Genomic DNA, 17,533 nt, shown 5'->3' on the forward strand with positions numbered 1-17,533 from the left:
TACGCTATGCCATTATTGAAAAGCCATCGACAATCGATGGCTTTTTTATGGATAAAAAACCAGTGAATCATCACTGGCTTTAGGTAATTATCGACTTGGGTTACACAATCAAACCAATTTTTTCGTAAACCTTTTTAATGGTCACTTCTGCACGCGCTTGGGCTTTTTCAGCGCCGTCTGCCATGACTTGTCTTAAAAATACATCATCAGCGCGGTATTCTTTAAAGCGTGCTTGTAATGGATCTAGCATGCCAACAACAGCTTCACCGGTCGCCACTTTCAAATGGCCATACATCTTGCCTTCAAACTCAGCTTCTAACGACGCAATAGATTGCCCAGTACAGCCAGACATTAAACTCAGCAAGTTAGACACACCTGGCTTTTGCTCGATATCAAAACGCACGACTGGCGGCTCTTCACTGTCGGTCATGGCTTTTTTCACTTTCTTTAAAATCGCTTTAGGATCTTCAAGGAGCCCAATGACGTTATTGCGGTTGTCATCTGACTTAGACATTTTCTTCAATGGGTCTTGCAGCGACATCACCTTAGCGCCATGCTCAGGAATAAACGGTTCAGGAATGGTAAAGGTATCGCCATAAGCGTTATTGAAGCGAGTAGCGATATCGCGCGTTAACTCTAAATGTTGCTTTTGGTCCTGGCCGACGGGGATTTCGTTGGCTTGGTATAGCAAAATATCGGCCGCCATTAATACTGGGTAACCGTATAAGCCGACGTTAATGTTATTGGCGTGTTTTTGCGACTTGTCTTTAAACTGGGTCATGCGGTTTAGCTCGCCCATTTGGGTGTAGCAATTTAACGCCCAGCCTAATTGAGTGTGCTGCGGTACTTGTGATTGAATAAACACAGTGCTTTTTTTCGGGTCAACACCACAAGCAAGGTATAGCGCCAGAGTGTCTAAACACGCCTCACGCAGTTTTTGTGGGTCTTGACGAACCGTAATGGCATGTAAATCTACAACGCAGTATAAGCAATCATGGCTATCTTGCATGGCAACCCATTGACGTAGTGCGCCCATATAATTACCTATGGTTAATTCGCCTGATGGCTGTGCACCGCTGAGAACTATGGGTTTGGTCATGTGTTTTATTGCTCCAGATTATCTTATAAAATTCAAATTATTGAGAAAGTAAGTATTGCGCTATGTCGGCAAAGTTTTCGCATACCGCATTCGGTTCACTTAAGCCGATATCTTCGCCGTAGTTATAGCCGTAGGTCAAGCCAATCGACATGACATTTGCGGCTTTAGCGGCCAAAATATCATTCTTTGAGTCGCCAACCATCAGCAATTGTGTGCTATCTAATTGCCATTGTTGTAATAAATGTTGTAGCGGCATTGGATCGGGTTTCATTTTAGCCAGTGAGTCGCCGCCTAATACCTCAGAAAATAACCCATCAAGGCCAAATGCAGTTAACAACGGTACGGTAAAACGGTACGGTTTATTGGTCACTACAGCCAGCTTATAACCCGCCTGCTTTAGCTGTTGCAATACAGTAAGCACATCTGAATATAAACGACTGTGTTGCTGTAAGTGCTCACCATAATGATGCATAAAGCGCGGCATAACTTGCTCAAGTTTTATTTGCAGCGCCGCGCTGTCCTCAGCAATTGATAAGGCATGACTTAATGCTCTTTGCATCAACACCTGCGCACCATTACCGACCCAACTGCGCACTAGCTCGTCCGACACTTCGGCTAAATGGCACTCAACTAAAGTGGCATTGGTCGCGGCAGCTAAATCTGGCACGCTATCAATTAATGTCCCATCTAAATCAAACGCGATGGCTTGTATATTTGCCCATTGACTCATCGGCAACCTCACTTTTGCTAACGTGTATTAAATTTTGGCCAATTCAGCACGCATTTGATCAACCACAACTTTATAATCTGGCTGATTGAAAATAGCAGAACCGGCAACAAACATATCGGCGCCTGCGGCGGCAATTTCAGCGATATTATCCACTTTAACACCGCCATCAACTTCCAGGCGAATATCAAACCCGCTGGCATCAATACGCGCGCGTACCTGGCGTAATTTGTCGAGTGTTGATGGGATAAATGACTGCCCACCAAAACCTGGATTCACTGACATCAATAAAATGACATCTAATTTATCCATCACATGATCAAGGTAATGCAGTGGCGTCGCTGGATTAAACACCAAACCCGCTTTACAGCCTGACTCTTTAATCAATTGTAATGTGCGGTCGATATGCTCAGATGCTTCAGGATGGAAAGTAATGATCGATGCACCCGCTTTAGCAAAATCTGGAATGATACGATCGACCGGTTTAACCATAAGATGCACATCAATATCTGCTGTGATCCCATATTTACGTAAAGCCGTACAAACCATAGGTCCAATGGTGAGGTTAGGTACATAATGATTGTCCATCACATCAAAATGAACCACGTCAGTGCCGGCATCTAATACCGCTTGTACATCATCACCTAAACGGGCGAAATCGGCAGACAAAATCGATGGTGCTATTAAAAATGGGCGCATAATCTTCTCTATTGGCAGATCAAAGTGACGACATTTTACCCCTTGCAGCTGCAAGCCTCTAGGTTGAAAAGCTAAAAAAGCACATAGAGTAGCGGATATTTGTCGAAAAATAGACCGGAAGTCGGATTTGTTGTTTTTTACTGATAAAGCAGTGTTCAATATCTAAGCTATTTTGCTATAATAAAATATGTTACTTATTATGTCAGTTTTCAACGCAGCACAAATTTGCAACTGAGTGAACATAAAATACAATTGTGAATATGAGCCACTCTATATTTGATACTAGATACTAGATACTAGATACTAGATACTAGAGATTGAATATTACAGTCGTCCTACAAACCATAAACTTCACGCGGGTTTGTTGCGATAAATATTCAGGCGCCGAGCATAATCCACGGATAGGGTAACCCTTATGGTTAAGCAATTATTAAGCAAGATATCTGGTCGTGATGGTAAATTTTTACCAACACCGGTTTATGCTGTATTTGCAACGTCAGCTTGTGCGCTGCTCATTAGCCAAGTCATGATGGCAAATGAAGCGGAAACAGCAAGCACTAAAGCCTGTGTATGCGACAGTAACAATAGCTACAATGCCAGTTTACCAAGCAGTCATCCTGCGAACCGTTGTGCAGAGCAATCAGATAATGTCAGTTGGGGTAACTGGGTAACAGGCAATAGCCGTTCTAGCCAATTTCATTTTATCGATTTACTGGAACTCATTCACGGTCATAAAGATAAGCCACTGCAAGATATGCCAACCTCTAGCAGCCCCGAAAAAATATAATTACCATGTCTTTCTGGCGAGTTTTCACTAGCACCGTTGCCGCATTTTTTGGTGTGCAAACAGAACAAAATCGTCAAAAAGATTTCCAGTCACATTCGCCGCTACCTTTTATTATTATGGGCATCATTTTAGCCATTGGCTTAGTGCTAACGTTAATATTGATCGTCAACCAGGTATTGAGTTAACTGTACCATTCCCACAAATTTAATTGCTAATCGTCGTGTCGGTAATGGTGATCATATAAGGCCATAATTTCATCGACTTTATTACGCGAACTGCCTTTTTGGCTAATATTTCTTTGCACTGAAATCGTCGTAAAAGCCGCGCCACGGTATAATTCACGCGTGAGCGGAATATCATGATTACTGATTAATACAGGAATATTACGTTCGTGAGCAATATGCCTTGAATGACGCGCGAGCAAGGCTTGATCATCTAAACTAAAACCAGGACCTGCATAAGTCGTAAAACTTGCTGTGGTTGATAATGGTGCATATGGCGGGTCGCAATATATCACATCACCGGCATCCGCTAATTCAAACGCTTGCTCATAGCTGATGCATTTAAATGTCGCTTTTTTCGCCTTTAGCGCAAAATTACGTATCTCAACTTCAGGAAAATATGGCTTTTTATAAGAGCCAAAAGGCACGTTAAAGCCGCCTTTACTATTATAACGACATAGGCCGTTAAAACCATGACGGTTCATATACAAAAAATACACCGAACGAATAAACGGATCGCATGTGGCATTAAACTCTGTACGCACACGATAATAAGCCTCTTTATTATTCATTTCATCGACAAACATCGCCTTGGCCGCTTGAATATAAGCCTCTGGTTGCTGCTTAACAATGTCATACAGATTGATTAAATCTTGATTAATATCGCACAGCAAGTAGTGCTCATAATCAGTATTAAGAAAAACCGAACCCGCTCCTACAAAAGGCTCGATTAGGCGGTTTCCTGCTGGAAGGTGTTTTGCTAGCTCATCAACGAGTTTATATTTTCCACCCGCCCATTTTAGAAAGGCTCTATGCTTTTTTATCATGAATAGGAACTATGCCAGCAAAATTAAAGCTGATGATTGTACTCTGTTTAATGGTAATTATCATCGGGTAAACTCGATTAAATATCGAGAGATGCATATTAATGAATCGAGCTAAAAATTTGTTCGGCATTAGGGCGTATTTATTTTTGTTGATAAATCATGCAGTCGGCTATTTTTCTGTCAGACAATCGTAAATGAACGCCGTTTAGCCTGCTAAATAAGTGAATTTGTGGGCAGTATGACTGGAAAATCGCTACTGCCTGTATGGTTGAGCAAAGATAAACACGCCCTAGTCGACTCGTTGATAATCAGTTAAATCTGCCCACTTTCTTATCCATGGCGCCGCTAAACGATATTGAGTTTGTATTTGTTTCGATTTAGCTTCTGCTGCCGAGGAAGTGTCAAAATCCCCAAGAAAAATCACAAATCTTTGCTTATAACTCATAATGTACACATGAGGTTCTTGTGCTAGCTTGGTTAATATTGGCGACAATGAAGACTTATCGTTCACGCTAGCAAGCTGTAGCGTAAAACCTTTAATGTTATGCGGCGTATTATCGCGTTCTACAATCTGTTGCGGCTGGCTAATCGCTTGAGGCTGCGCTTTTGGCAGCTTACCCTGGAATGATAGCCCCTCTACAGAAGAATTAACCACCACATCGGTATGATTATCAATAGGCACAACATCAGGGTCAACGTTAAGGTCGGTGTCGGCTTGTTTAGCTTCAATCTCTTGCTTTATGAGTAAGTCAGCTTGTTGATTAGCAATCTGTTTAGTTTGTGCTAAAGACCGTTCTGTAAAGTAAGGCGTTAAATTACGTTCGCCATATCCCAACACGAATGAGTGCGCTTGTTTTCTGAGTTCGGCCTGCGCTGCGGTTAATTCAACTGACGGTGTTGATATGTCTAGTGTCGATAATTGTTGATTAATAAACCAACCACTTATCAGCAGAAATAATACCACTACAGCGGAAATCGAAAACTTAACCCACATTGATTTAGGTTTCTGCATGGCTTCTGGAGACTCTAAGGCTAGCGTTAATAAATCAACAACTTCTTTAGGAGTGCCTAACTGCTTCTCTAATTGCTTATGAATAATTTCCCGAGGAATAAACGGTGTTTTTTGGCTACGTAATAGTAAGCTTTGATATAAGCCGTCGCGCTCAGCGATGGGGAGTGGCTCTATATTGACTTGCAACAATAATGCTCGGGTTTTATCAGCGAGATCCGCTGTTAAACTTCGCCAAAAAATAGGCTCAATGGTCATCGTGACGGCAACAGGTTTACCGGCACAACGTATTTGGCTCAATAAAATGCATTCCGCCCAAATATCGTTTGGCAGTAAATGAGCATCATCAATAATAATGTGCAACGGTTTATCAAGACTTGATTGGATCCTAAGCACGGTATCCATTAAGGGACGTTCGTCATCAAAAATGGGCGCTGAAATTAACTGCACCAATATTTTACGACGAATTTCAGCGCTGTCTGCATGCTGAGGGCACAACACAAGAGCTGAATTATAGTCATCGAGCTCACTTGCTAACGCCGCTACAAGTGTCGACTTTCCTGCACCTTTGTCGCCACACAATACCAGTAACTGCTCACTGTAACTGGCAATATGTTGCAATCGCTGAACTAGCGCTTCCTGAGTGGGTAGTAACAAAAGTCCTGGAGCTGTCAAAGTATCACCACACTTATGTTTGCGCGCGGTTAATAACCTGTTTGAGCAAGTCTTCGCTGACATCTGAAAACACATCAGCCTGACCAATTTGAGTCGGTAATATTAAACGAATTTTGCCACCTAACACTTTTTTATCACGGCGCATGTGTTTAATAAAACTGTCAAAATCCATCGACGTAGGCGCGGTAACCGGTAAGTCAAATGCTTGCATGAGCAAGATTATTCTCTCTACGTATGCTCCATCGAGTAAGTTTAACTCCTGAGCGGTTTGAGCCGCGAGAATAGTGCCTGCAGCAACGGCCTCACCATGTAGCCAGACTCCGTAGCCCATTTCAGCTTCAATAGCATGACCAAAAGTATGACCTAGATTAAGCAACGCGCGTACACCTTGCTCGGTCTCATCTTGTTCAACAACATCGGCCTTAATTTGACAACATTTTGCTATTGCATAAGTTAAGGCATCGGTATCAAGCGCTTTTAATGACTCGACATTTTGCTCAAGCCAGTGAAAGAAGTCTGCATCCCAAATAATGCCATATTTGATCACTTCAGCCATACCCGCAGCAAACTCTTTTGCCGGAAGTGTCTTTAAGCATAGCGTATCAATTATGACTGATTTAGGTTGGTAAAAAGAACCAATCATGTTCTTACCAAGAGGATGGTTAACCGCAGTTTTCCCCCCAACAGATGAATCAACTTGCGAGAGCAATGTTGTCGGAACTTGAATAAAGTCAATACCTCGTTGATAACAAGCAGCAGCAAAGCCTGTCATATCACCAACGACACCACCACCGAGCGCAACTAATACTGAGTCTCGAGCAAAATTATGCTCTAGTAACCCACTAAAAATTAAATCGAGGTGCTGTAAATCTTTATATTTTTCACCGTCAGGCAAAATGACGGTTTCAATAGATGTGCAAACACTCATCGCTTGTTGTACCTGTTTCAGGTACAACGGAGCAATGGTATCGTTTGTCACTATTAGGGCTTTTTTATGTTGTAGGTAGCGAGTAAAAACCTCGCTGTCATTCATCAAATTCTGGCCAATGTAAATGGGGTAACTTCTATCACCTAATTGAACCTGAATCTGTTGCATGTGTTTTACCTAAAAGCCAAGTTGCTCGATAATTTGGTTTGCGACGATCTTCGCGCTTTGTTCGTCAGTCTTAACAATCACATCTGCAATCTCTTCATACAAAGGATTACGGATTTCAGCTAAGCTTTCGAGCACTTCACGTGGATCATCTACTTGTAACAACGGACGACGCTTATCACGCTGAGTACGCGCAACTTGCTTGTCTATCGTTGTTTCTAAGTAAACAACTATACCTCGAGCAGAAAGATAATTGCGGATATCTTTACTCTGAACAGAACCACCACCTGTTGCGAGAACGATACCTTGCCTTTCTGAAAGATCAGCGATGACTTGAGCTTCACGACGACGGAAACCCTCTTCACCTTCAACATCAAACACCCAGGCAATATCTGCACCGGTACGTTGTTCAATCTCGTGATCTGAATCGTGGAAATCTAAATGCAGCATTTGTGCCAGATGGCGACCAATTGTGCTTTTACCTGCGCCCATAGGGCCTACCAGAAAAATATTACGTTTTTCAGCCATTTCGTATACGTCTGAATCTTATATGGAAGAATGCCTTATCGACTTAAACTCAAGCCGACCTATAATTTAACCTTGCTCTAATGAGACTTGACGAAGGATTATCTCAGTTAAGGGCTATTACTTGCAAGCCATCGTCGCTATTTATACTGATTTAATTAATTTACGCCATAAAACAGCTCTAATCACTGCCCACTATGGCAGGATAAAAGGCAATAAAAAACCAGCTAATTGCAGCTGGTTTTTTCACTCAAAATAAGCCAAGGGTTTTGATTTGGCTTACAATTTCTCTGTTACAATTTTAGGCGTAACAAATATCAATAGCTCTTGGCGCTCATTGGAGTCAGATGTGTTTCTAAATAAGAAGCCCACTAACGGAATATCACCTAATATTGGTACTTTGCTCACGCTACTGATGAGGTTTTGTTGATAAATACCACCCAGTACGATGGTTTCACCATTATTAACGAGTACTTGGGTGCCAATTCGCTGAGTATCAATTGCTACAGCATCACCTGTACCTGTAGATACGGTTGTACCTTGTGAATCTTGGGTAATTTCAAGATCAAGTATCACACGATCATCTGGAGTAATTTGTGGTGTCACGCGCAATGATAATACTGCTTTCTTGAAGCTTACGGTTGTTGCACCACTAGAGGCAGATTCAACATACGGAATTTCAACACCTTGCTCAATGTATGCCGACTTCTGATTCGATGTCGTAATACGAGGGCTGGCAATAATTTCACCTTTGTTTTCTTGCTCTAAGGCGCTCAATTCAAAATCAAGTACCGTACCGTCAGCCAGTTTCGCAACATGAAAAGCAATGCTCGACGCTGACGTAGCGGCTGAAGGTAAATTGACATTTAAACGGTCATCAATACTTGGAATTACGCCGCCGGCAATACTTGCTGCGCCCTCAAGTGTACCAGAAGTGCCATCAGAGCCTTGTTGATCGGTTATCCCCCAACGAACCCCTAGGTCTTCACTGACATCATCTTTAACCGTGACCATTCGCGCTTCAATTAACACTTGCTTAATTGGAATGTCGAGCACTTCGATTAGACGGTGTATATTTTCTAAAATCTCAGTCGTGTCTTTGACTAATAATGTATTGGTACGCTCATCAACAGCCACACTACCGCGATTAGACAATAAAGTAGAGTCGGTTGTTTTAAGTAATTCTGCAATATCGATAGCCTTTGCATAATTAATTTGTAAATACTCTGAATACAGAGGCGCCAACTCTTTTACTTCTTGTTTATTTTTAAGATCATTACTTTCACGGATCGCAAGTTCTTCACTTGGCGCGACCATTAAAATATTACCTTCAATGCGCTTATCAAGGCCTTTAGTTTGCAAAATTAAATCTAACGCTTGGTCCCATGGCACATCGTCTAAACGTAGCGTTATTTCACCCTCAACCGTATCACTGGTCACGAGGTTAAAGTTGTTATAATCAGCAATAATCTGCAACACGGTTCGCACAGAAATATTTTGGAAGTTTAATGATAATGACCGTCCATTATATTTTTTAGCTTCCTTGGCAACAGACACCCGTTCAACTTTATCAATGCTGACTTTAAATACATCGCCATCCTGGCGATAGTTGTAATCATAGTTACCGTTAATATCGACCATCACCCGCGCGGTTAAATCGTCTTTAAAGGTCTCAAAGCTGCTCACCGGCGTCGCGAAATCTTGTACATCCATGACATACAGTAAATCATTACCAATATCAGTATTGTATAGCTTAATTTCGAGTTTAGATCCGACTTGCTCAACATTGGCGGCAACAGAGCGATTGCTTAAATTAAATAATATTTCTCCGCCACCGGTTTTATTACGACGAAAATCAATACTTTTAATACCATTCACAAAAGGATTATTGGCTTGATCTGGACCCGCAACATCGTCATTAATCGTTAATCGATAGCTATTACCTACAATTTTGCCCTGGTAAGGCTTAACTTTATTTAAGGCAACAATAATCTGTAGATCACCACCTTGTTGCTGGGCGGTAAGTTTCTCAACACCCACGCTATCAACAGGAATAACACCTTTATTTAAAGTAGATATCGTGTCTGCAAAGTTAAGCATAATTTCTGCAGGATCAGCTGAAAGATCAACCGTCGGTGATGTGACATCTGACTCAAAGACAAGTTCTAATTCTAATTGGTGATCAACCATAGAATGGTATTTTACGTCCATAAGACGATTCGCAGCTAATGCATTTGGTACAATACCAATGATTAATGCTGCACCGATAAGCGCTCTACAAAATGATGAGTTTGTTATTGCTTTTTTCATCGCGGCAGAAGATTCCATTATTCCCTCATCCTTCGCACGTTATTTTCCTGAAAGTTCTAAGTTACTGGATCTTTCTGCCCAGCAACCTGAACCATCAGGGATTAATTCTATAATTTCGATAAATTGCGGAGTTACTTTAGCAATTCGGCCATGATAAAGCCCTAAATATTCGCCTACACCTAAACGATAAACATTGGCATCTGTCGATTCAACTAACGCCCATATTGTACCGTCTTCACTCAGTGTTCCGCGCATTCTTAAATTGTCGAGAGCGTAGGTTTCTAACCGCCCTTTTCGACGCTTTAAGTCAGGTTGTAAACAGTCTTTAGACGTATCGATAACTTCTTCTGTTAATTCCCTTGAAGGCGGAACAAAAGGGCTACGCATAAGTTCTGCTTGATATGCAAAATGTTCAAATTTTGGCGTCTCTTTTAAAGGCGGAATACGTGCGACATGTTGCGCCTTAGTAGTAGTAACAAATAGCTCTAAATCACTACGATCGCCAATACAACCTGTTAATAAAAACATCATCAACACCAAAAGAGGTAATAATTTCATTATTTGCTCCCCTTATTGGCTGGTGTTAATTCAGCACCTTCTTTAAAGCGATAAGTTTTAGCCAGGATATCCATGGATAATTCGCCAGCGTCGTTTCGTTTAATGACAAAGTCATGCAAACTCACAATACGAGGTAACTTAGCCACGCCGCTGACCATATTGCCAATTTCGTGATAGTCGCCTTCTACAGCCATTTTAATTGGGAACTCAATATAAAAATCACGTTCGATTTCTGCATCCCAATCGAGGCTATTTATGCGTAAACCAGCATCTGTCGCCACAAATGTTAAGTCATCAAGTAGACCTGGCATTTCGTTTTCAGAAGGCAGCATTTTTAATAATTCTGCAAACTGGGCTTCCATTACCACAAGCTGTTCACGATATAGTTTAAGATTAGCGGCTAAACGATATTTAGTTTCGAAATCCTCACGCAATTGAATTTCTTTCGCCTGTTCCGCTTCCATAATATCAATTGAGTCGGCAATAAATAAATAATAACTGCCGCCAATGACACAAAGCGATAAAAAGGCAGCAAACACGACTTTAACTAATTTAGGCCAACCACCAATGTTCTCAAAATCGATATCATTAAATTGATCTAGGTCGAGATTCATTTTCTCGCTCCTTGGCTGGTATCGACAGCAGTTGACTGAGAATCATCACGGATAGTGACCCGCAACTTAAAGCTTTGTAACTGCCTTAATTCCTCGTTTTGTGTCACGATGGATTGCATATTCGGATCGTTTAGATAAGAAGATGTTTTCACTTTCCTCATCATATTGGCCACGTTATTGTTTGACTCACTGCGCCCTTCTATCCACAAGATACTGCCTTTCTTTTCAATGCTAGAAAGATAAATACCCGGTGGCACAATACGAACGAGTTCATCTAAAACATGAGTGGGTAAATTACGCGATTGTTGTAAATTAAGAATAATTTCAGTGCGACGTTCAATATCTTGCTTACGTTCAGTGATTTTTCTAATTTCAGCAATTTGGGTATCTAGTAAAGCAATTTCAGATTGCAAATAAGCATTACGCTGACGTTGATCATCGGTCACGACTTCTAAAAAGCTTAGAAATAAATACACCAATAGTGATGTCACTAAAAAAACTAGCGCCAGTACACCAATATAATCACGCTTTTGCTTTTCTCTGGCTTCTTCACGCCAAGGTAATAGGTTTATGTTCGCCATTGAGCATAACTCCTTAGCGCAAGACCACATGCCACCATATACTTACTCATAGTAGGTTGAAGTTGGCTTTTCATGACATCGTCTGCGTGTAAACAGCCTTGAAAAGGGTCGGCAACGATGGTGAGAGCACCTAATTCATTTGTCAGTAGCTCCGCCATTCCTTCGAGCCTTGCTGTACCACCACATAACACAATGTAGTCGACTTTTTCACGACCACTGGCAGTGCAATAAATTTGAAGGGTGCGCTTTATTTGTTGTAATAATTGGGTTTGGAAAGGTGATAACACTTCAAACATATAATTTCGAGGTAGCTGCCCGGTCACTTTTGCGCGTTCGGCTTCATCGTGTGGCATGCCATAAAACGACAAAATAGATTGGGTAAACAATTCGCCACCAAAGGCTTGCTCACGAATAAACGTGGTTTCACCCTTTTCAACAACTGAGAAGGTTGTCATATTGGCGCCAATATCTACCATGGCAATAGACTTTTGTTTTGCACCTTCAGGCAATTGACCATAAATTAATTCAGCAGAGCGACCTAATGCATATGCCTCAACATCGACAACTTTAACATCCAGTTCAACAGCATCTAATGCGTCTACGCGGGAATCAATGTTTTCACTTCGACATGCACTTAGCAGTACGTCGACTTTTGTCGGGTCGGTGACGTTGGGGCTCAGTCGTTCAAAATCAATGCTAACTTCATCAAGCGAGTAAGGAATCAAGTTATCAGCTTCAATTTCAATCTGAGCTTCCATCTCCTCTTCGTTGAGCGCTGCGTCCATATAGATGACTTTTGTCATCACAGCTGAACCAGAAACAGCTACCGCCGCAAATTTCACCGATTTAGGTAAAATACGCTTAACCTGCCGCAGCGACTCCAGTACCGCTTCAGAATCGCGAATATCATGATCGACTACAGCTCCCTTTCTAACAGGAACCGACGCATGATTTTGAATTTTATATCCATCCGCAGTCTTGCTCAACAAAATGGCTTTTATTTCATGAGACCCAATATCAATCCCAACCATCTGAGGTGCTTGACGCTTCCATAGTTTAGAAAGCATAGTCCGTCATCACAATTCTATTATTATTTTGTAAGAGATTAGCACATAATCAACTCGTTATAAGTATTTGTATAAAATGTTTCGACATTTTACAAATACTATTTTAACTAGATCATGTTTTACTTCACCAAAAACACTGTGGCTTATATACTAGCACTACTATTTTTGTTTTTTCTTGGAATTATCGAGTGAAGTGGTTTAAACGTTTATTAATCGCCTTTTTTAGCCTATCACTTTTAGGAGTCGCTGCTATTACTGCAGCCTACTTCTATGTGTTGCCCGATTTGCCCGATGTTAATTCATTAAAAACGGTCCAATTACAAACCCCGCTACGGATATACAGCCAGGACGGCAAGCTGATCTCTCAGTTTGGCGAGAAACGCCGCATACCTGTTGAGTATGATGACGTTCCGGTACAATTAATTAATGCGGTTCTTGATACTGAAGATGCACGTTTCTTTGAACATAAAGGTATCGATCCAATTGGGATTATCCGCGCGGCAACCATTTTGATTACCACAGGTAAAAAAAGCCAAGGTGCGAGTACCATTACCCAACAGGTTGCCCGAGGTTTCTTTTTATCAAATGAAAAAACCTACATTCGTAAAGTAAAAGAAATCTTTTTAGCCTTAAAAATTGAAAAAGCTTTATCGAAAAAAGAAATTTTAGCACTGTATTTAAACCGTTCATTTTTAGGAAACCGTGCTTATGGCGTAGGAGCTGCGGCACAAGTTTACTACGGTAAAGAACTTAACCAGTTATCGCTACCTGAAATGGCAATGATTGCCGGCCTTCCTCAGGCGCCATCGGCTGCAAACCCAATACGAAATCCCGAACGCGCTATCGCACGCCGCAATTGGGTACTCAGTCGCATGCTTGAGAAACGTAATATTACCCAGGCAGAATATGAAGAAGCCGTAAATAGCCCATCGACTGCTAAGTATCATGGTGCAGAGATCGACTTATACGCGCCGTACATCTCTGAGATGGCACGAGATTACATGATTCAAAAATACGGAGAAGAAGCGGCTTACACGAACGGTTATAACGTGTATACCACTGTTTCATCTGATTTGCAGTTAATGGCACAGGAGTCGTTACGCGATAATGTTTTCGCTTATGACCAACGCCATGGCTATCGTGGTGCGACAGCCGAACTGTGGACTGAGACCCCATTACAACGCGATGAAATTATTGATACCTTAAAGCGCACTGCATCGATGCAAGGCATTATCCCTGCTGCCGTCATGAATGTCAGCGAGCAACAAGCACAGGTATTAGATAGTGATGGCCAGCTCATCACCTTAGAATGGAAAGGCCTAAAATGGGCGCGCAAATTTATTAGCGACAAACGCCAGGGCCTCCCACCAAAACAAGCAAGCGACATTTTGACTGCTGGCCAACAAGTGTGGATCCGCAACAACGGCAAACACTGGCAATTATCGCAAATTCCATTGGTGTCTAGCGCGACAGTCTCGCTCGAGCCGCATAGCGGAGCAATTAAAACACTTGTCGGTGGATTTAGCTTCAGTCAAAGCCAATTCAACCGTGTAACTCAAGCCAAACGTCAACTTGGTTCAAACATTAAACCGTTTATTTATGCTGCTGCGCTTGAGAAAGATTACACTTTAGCAACTCTGATTAACAACGCGCCAATTAATAAACCCGATACACGTCAGGGCACTGCTTGGCGCCCTAAAAACTCGCCAGATATTTATGGTGGCCCTACCCGTTTACGCGTTGGGTTAGCGCAATCAATTAACGTGATGTCGGTTCGCGCTATGCGTCATGCTGGGTTAGATAACACCATTAAAGAGTTAGTTAAATTTGGCTTTGACCCCAATGATTTACCTCGTAATGAATCACTGGCATTAGGCTCACCATCAGTCACACCGTTACAAGTGGCCACTGCATTTAACGTCTTTGCAAATGGCGGTTATTTAGTTGAGCCTTACTTTATCGATCATATCACTGATGGTTATGACAATATGATTGAGCAAACTATACCTGCTATTGCATGCGATATGCCTCAAGAGACTAGCCAAGCGGCAGTAGAGGTTGATGACCCATTTGCAGCCATGGCCGATGAGCTATCTCAACCAGAAGTAGAGCAGCCCTTCGCAATCCAAGAGACTGATAAGTTAGAAACACAAACAGCACTTATTAGCGCAGAAGAAAACATCTGTAGTAACCCTAATGCACGCTTTGCCAAAAAGGTGATTTCAGAACAAACCGCGTTCTTAATTACCGAAGCGCTGAAGAGTGTGATTTGGGGCGGCGGTGACTGGAGCCATGGTACTGGATGGAACGGCACAGCTTGGCGTGCCGCTAAGTTAATTAAACGTCACGATATCGCGGGCAAAACAGGTACCACAAACGAAGCGAGAGACACATGGTTTAGTGGTTTTAATCCAACGTTAACCTCCACGTTTTGGGTTGGGTTTGATGACCACGGTCGCCAATTAGGTCGTTCAAGCTGGATGGCAAATGGTGAACCAGACCAGATTTCAGGCGGAGAAGCTGGCGCAAAAACGGCAGGTCCGGGCTGGAATGACTTTATGAACAAGGCGCTTGCTGGCACGCCTGAACACCCCGTTATTCCACCTAAAGGCATTGTGTCTGCACGGATTGACTTAGCAACGGGCAAATTAACTCGCAAAACAGACCATACAACCGAGTTTGAATATTTTGCTGAAGGGACGGAGCCCAAAGAATACGTTACTGAAACACAGCAAAGTGGTGATATCTTTATCGACAATGTCGCAGAAGATTTATTTCAGTAAGCCATGTAAAGTACGTTAATAAAAAAGCCATTCACTCGAATGGCTTTTTTATTTCTTAATTTGAATGCAGTAACTGGTGTAACTCAGTTAAATTACTGACTTGGTAACTAGGCGCGATATCATCACTTACCACAGCACCATGATGATTTAACCAACAGGTATCAATACCGGCATTAATACCGCCTAAAATGTCAGAATGCAGGTTATCGCCAACCATTAATACCTGGTGCTTATCTGGATCGCCCATTAGGCTAAAAGCATGATTAAAAATAGCCACATCGGGTTTTGCCTTACCAAGCTGCTCTGAAATAACCACAGGGCTAAACGCATCTTGAAATCCAGTGCGGCTTAAGCGAATACTTTGCAATTCAGTAAAGCCATTAGTAATAATACCTAAATTGACTTTACCGGTTAATGAATCAACTAACTCGCGCGCGCCAGGTAGCGGCTGACAAATATCAGCCATGGCCGCTAAAAACTGACTATTTAAATGTTGAGGGGTGACAGATAATTTACTCGCCCACTCATTAAACCGTGTATGTTGTAAATGCGCGGCGGTAATTAATCCGTTTTGATATTCAACCCAAAGTGGTTTGTTAACTTGCTGGTAAAGCGTAAAATCGTTAGCGCTAAATTCAATATCAAAACGCGAAAACATTAATTTCAATCCTGCAAACGCATCAAAATGAAATAAGGTTTCATCTGCGTCAAATAAAATCCATTGATACTTATTGAGTAAATTCGCCATCGATAACAACCTTATTTTTTATGACATTAAATCTAACTTGAGTTAACTAACCTCAGCTCAGGATAATAACCGGTTATCAAACAGAGCCAATGCTGCCATTTAGAGTTATCTATATCCATTGCTTAAAGCCAGATAAGGTTAACTAAACAAAGGCATTAATTGCGGCTCTTGTTTAATGAGGCTTTGAAAAATAGTTAACTGGTTTATTGCGCGATCTAGATTATGTTGTGGGTGTTCAATCGTAAAATAAACATCCCCATTTAAGTAGTCAGTTAAAAACCGCGTACCCAGCATTAATGCCATCACCTTAATACCTAACCATAAGCTTTGCTTTTCTAGCGGGGTAATAATTGTGTTTAACGCTTTTACATAAGCATTTGCGGCGCTGATAATAATTTCAGGCCGAGCACAAACATGATTCAGCGCGGTTGAGTCTTCGGGTTCTGGGGAGCAAAATGCCCGCACCATATCACCAAAGTCATACATTAAATAACCAGACATGCAGGTATCTAAGTCAATAATCGCCATGCTCGACATGTCGCGCTTATCAAAAAGCATGTTATTGATTTTGGTATCATTGTGACATATTCGCTTGGGCAGCGTTGCCTCAAAGTCTGCCAACATTAGCAAAATGTCTTTTTGCGACAGTACGAAATCAGCCCATGTTTGACACGTTGATAATCTGTTGTGGGTATCACCTGCCACCGCTTGAGTTAATTGAGTGATACGCTGAGGTAGATTTAAAAAATTAGGGATAACATCAACAATGCTATCGGTAGGCATATCGCTGAGCGCTGATGCAAAATGACCAAAAGCATGAGCTGCCACTTCGGCTTGCTGCGCATGTGTCACCACTTCGATAGTATGGCTATAGTCTATGTAATCAATCCCACGCCAAAACCCTTGTTGGCCCAAGTCGAGCCCGAGCTCACCAGACTCAGTCATAACTGGGCTCACGACCTTGAGCAAATACTGATGGCTTTGCCGTTTAGATAATAAATGTTGACTAATTTTAGCAGCGTTATTCACCACAGCATCGGGCAAGGAAAAGACCGACGTATTGATTTTTTGCAGTACCATTTTACGTGTTGGACCCACCACTAAAAATGTGTGGTTGATATGGCCATTACCAAGACGACTAATGCTTGTATTAGCCGTCTCAATACCAAACTGAGGCAGCACAACCTGCCTAATAAGCTCAATCAATTAC

17 protein-coding genes are annotated in these 17,533 nt (G+C 41.9%); 3 read left to right on the top strand and 14 right to left on the bottom strand.

Translation table 11 applies throughout. The features are described from left to right. Positions 1–100: 100 nt before the first annotated feature. Genes trpS through rpe form a run of 3 tightly spaced genes read right to left on the bottom strand, consistent with a single transcriptional unit; the run spans position 101 to position 2,525 of the window. Positions 101–1,099, bottom strand: coding sequence for a tryptophan--tRNA ligase (gene trpS, locus GQA99_RS00510; RefSeq protein WP_160051895.1), 999 nt, complete (start codon positions 1,097–1,099; stop codon positions 101–103). A 37-nt stretch (positions 1,100–1,136) separates the two neighbouring features. Beyond that, positions 1,137–1,829, bottom strand: a complete 693-nt coding sequence (locus GQA99_RS00515; RefSeq protein ID WP_160051896.1) for a phosphoglycolate phosphatase — start codon at positions 1,827–1,829, stop codon at positions 1,137–1,139. Between the two features lie 27 nt (positions 1,830–1,856). Next, entirely contained in the window at positions 1,857–2,525 is a 669-nt protein-coding gene (gene rpe, locus GQA99_RS00520) for a ribulose-phosphate 3-epimerase (RefSeq protein ID WP_160051897.1), read from the bottom strand. Positions 2,526–2,940: 415 nt separating this feature from the next. Between rpe and GQA99_RS00525 the strand changes: the two genes are divergently transcribed. Further along, complete coding sequence (locus GQA99_RS00525; RefSeq protein ID WP_160051898.1) at positions 2,941–3,312, top strand: hypothetical protein; 372 nt, start codon at positions 2,941–2,943, stop codon at positions 3,310–3,312. Between the two features lie 5 nt (positions 3,313–3,317). After that, a complete protein-coding gene (locus GQA99_RS00530) occupies positions 3,318–3,497 on the top strand; it encodes a DUF2970 domain-containing protein (RefSeq protein ID WP_160051899.1) in 180 nt (59 codons plus the stop codon). Between the two features lie 26 nt (positions 3,498–3,523). Here the strand turns inward: GQA99_RS00530 and GQA99_RS00535 are convergent, their stop codons facing one another. From GQA99_RS00535 to GQA99_RS00575, 9 genes are all read right to left on the bottom strand, one after another. Next, positions 3,524–4,360 (bottom strand): Dam family site-specific DNA-(adenine-N6)-methyltransferase, encoded by an 837-nt coding sequence (locus GQA99_RS00535; protein ID WP_160051900.1) that lies wholly within the window; start codon positions 4,358–4,360, stop codon positions 3,524–3,526. A gap of 289 nt (positions 4,361–4,649) precedes the next feature. Then, entirely contained in the window at positions 4,650–6,044 is a 1,395-nt protein-coding gene (locus tag GQA99_RS00540; RefSeq protein ID WP_160051901.1) for an ATP-binding protein, read from the bottom strand. A gap of 13 nt (positions 6,045–6,057) precedes the next feature. Further along, positions 6,058–7,140 carry a 3-dehydroquinate synthase gene (aroB, locus tag GQA99_RS00545; RefSeq protein WP_160051902.1) on the bottom strand — a complete coding sequence of 361 codons (1,083 nt, stop codon included), beginning with the start codon at positions 7,138–7,140 and terminating at the stop codon, positions 6,058–6,060. A 9-nt stretch (positions 7,141–7,149) separates the two neighbouring features. Continuing rightward, positions 7,150–7,665 (bottom strand): shikimate kinase AroK, encoded by a 516-nt coding sequence (aroK, locus tag GQA99_RS00550; protein WP_160051903.1) that lies wholly within the window; start codon positions 7,663–7,665, stop codon positions 7,150–7,152. 276 nt (positions 7,666–7,941) lie between these two features. After that, on the bottom strand, positions 7,942–9,990 hold the full coding sequence (locus tag GQA99_RS00555) for a type IV pilus secretin PilQ (RefSeq protein ID WP_160051904.1): 2,049 nt from the start codon (positions 9,988–9,990) through the stop codon (positions 7,942–7,944). Positions 9,991–10,011: 21 nt separating this feature from the next. Then, positions 10,012–10,530, bottom strand: coding sequence for a pilus assembly protein PilP (locus tag GQA99_RS00560; protein ID WP_160051905.1), 519 nt, complete (start codon positions 10,528–10,530; stop codon positions 10,012–10,014). Beyond that, positions 10,530–11,144, bottom strand: a complete 615-nt coding sequence (locus GQA99_RS00565) for a type IV pilus inner membrane component PilO (RefSeq protein ID WP_160051906.1) — start codon at positions 11,142–11,144, stop codon at positions 10,530–10,532. Before GQA99_RS00565 ends, GQA99_RS00560 begins: the two co-directional genes overlap by 1 nt. Continuing rightward, positions 11,141–11,725, bottom strand: a complete 585-nt coding sequence (locus tag GQA99_RS00570) for a PilN domain-containing protein (RefSeq protein ID WP_160051907.1) — start codon at positions 11,723–11,725, stop codon at positions 11,141–11,143. Before GQA99_RS00570 ends, GQA99_RS00565 begins: the two co-directional genes overlap by 4 nt. Beyond that, complete coding sequence (locus GQA99_RS00575) at positions 11,713–12,792, bottom strand: pilus assembly protein PilM (protein WP_160051908.1); 1,080 nt, start codon at positions 12,790–12,792, stop codon at positions 11,713–11,715. Before GQA99_RS00575 ends, GQA99_RS00570 begins: the two co-directional genes overlap by 13 nt. Before the next feature lie 188 nt (positions 12,793–12,980). Here GQA99_RS00575 and GQA99_RS00580 point away from each other — a divergent pair, with 188 nt between their 5' ends. Continuing rightward, positions 12,981–15,575: a penicillin-binding protein 1A gene (locus GQA99_RS00580; RefSeq protein ID WP_160051909.1), complete on the top strand. Its 2,595-nt coding sequence runs from the start codon at positions 12,981–12,983 to the stop codon at positions 15,573–15,575. Positions 15,576–15,630: 55 nt separating this feature from the next. Here the strand turns inward: GQA99_RS00580 and yjjG are convergent, their stop codons facing one another. Together yjjG and GQA99_RS00590 are read right to left on the bottom strand one after the other, a co-directional pair. Continuing rightward, positions 15,631–16,323, bottom strand: coding sequence for a pyrimidine 5'-nucleotidase (yjjG, locus tag GQA99_RS00585; protein ID WP_160051910.1), 693 nt, complete (start codon positions 16,321–16,323; stop codon positions 15,631–15,633). Positions 16,324–16,461: 138 nt separating this feature from the next. Next, positions 16,462–17,529, bottom strand: a complete 1,068-nt coding sequence (locus GQA99_RS00590; protein WP_160051911.1) for a phosphotransferase enzyme family protein — start codon at positions 17,527–17,529, stop codon at positions 16,462–16,464. Between the last annotated feature and the right edge of the window lie 4 nt (positions 17,530–17,533).

Source organism: Shewanella litoralis, from assembly GCF_009828585.1.
GTDB lineage: Bacteria > Pseudomonadota > Gammaproteobacteria > Enterobacterales > Shewanellaceae > Shewanella > Shewanella litoralis.

Coding starts and splice junctions, on each gene's coding strand:
- trpS (WP_160051895.1), bottom strand. CDS start 1,099: ATGACCAAACCCATAGTTCTCAGCGGTGCACAGCCATCAGGCGAATTA.
- GQA99_RS00515 (WP_160051896.1), bottom strand. CDS start 1,829: ATGAGTCAATGGGCAAATATACAAGCCATCGCGTTTGATTTAGATGGG.
- rpe (WP_160051897.1), bottom strand. CDS start 2,525: ATGCGCCCATTTTTAATAGCACCATCGATTTTGTCTGCCGATTTCGCC.
- GQA99_RS00525 (WP_160051898.1), top strand. CDS start 2,941: ATGGTTAAGCAATTATTAAGCAAGATATCTGGTCGTGATGGTAAATTT.
- GQA99_RS00530 (WP_160051899.1), top strand. CDS start 3,318: ATGTCTTTCTGGCGAGTTTTCACTAGCACCGTTGCCGCATTTTTTGGT.
- GQA99_RS00535 (WP_160051900.1), bottom strand. CDS start 4,360: ATGATAAAAAAGCATAGAGCCTTTCTAAAATGGGCGGGTGGAAAATAT.
- aroB (WP_160051902.1), bottom strand. CDS start 7,140: ATGCAACAGATTCAGGTTCAATTAGGTGATAGAAGTTACCCCATTTAC.
- aroK (WP_160051903.1), bottom strand. CDS start 7,665: ATGGCTGAAAAACGTAATATTTTTCTGGTAGGCCCTATGGGCGCAGGT.
- GQA99_RS00555 (WP_160051904.1), bottom strand. CDS start 9,990: ATGGAATCTTCTGCCGCGATGAAAAAAGCAATAACAAACTCATCATTT.
- GQA99_RS00560 (WP_160051905.1), bottom strand. CDS start 10,530: ATGAAATTATTACCTCTTTTGGTGTTGATGATGTTTTTATTAACAGGT.
- GQA99_RS00565 (WP_160051906.1), bottom strand. CDS start 11,144: ATGAATCTCGACCTAGATCAATTTAATGATATCGATTTTGAGAACATT.
- GQA99_RS00570 (WP_160051907.1), bottom strand. CDS start 11,725: ATGGCGAACATAAACCTATTACCTTGGCGTGAAGAAGCCAGAGAAAAG.
- GQA99_RS00575 (WP_160051908.1), bottom strand. CDS start 12,792: ATGCTTTCTAAACTATGGAAGCGTCAAGCACCTCAGATGGTTGGGATT.
- yjjG (WP_160051910.1), bottom strand. CDS start 16,323: ATGGCGAATTTACTCAATAAGTATCAATGGATTTTATTTGACGCAGAT.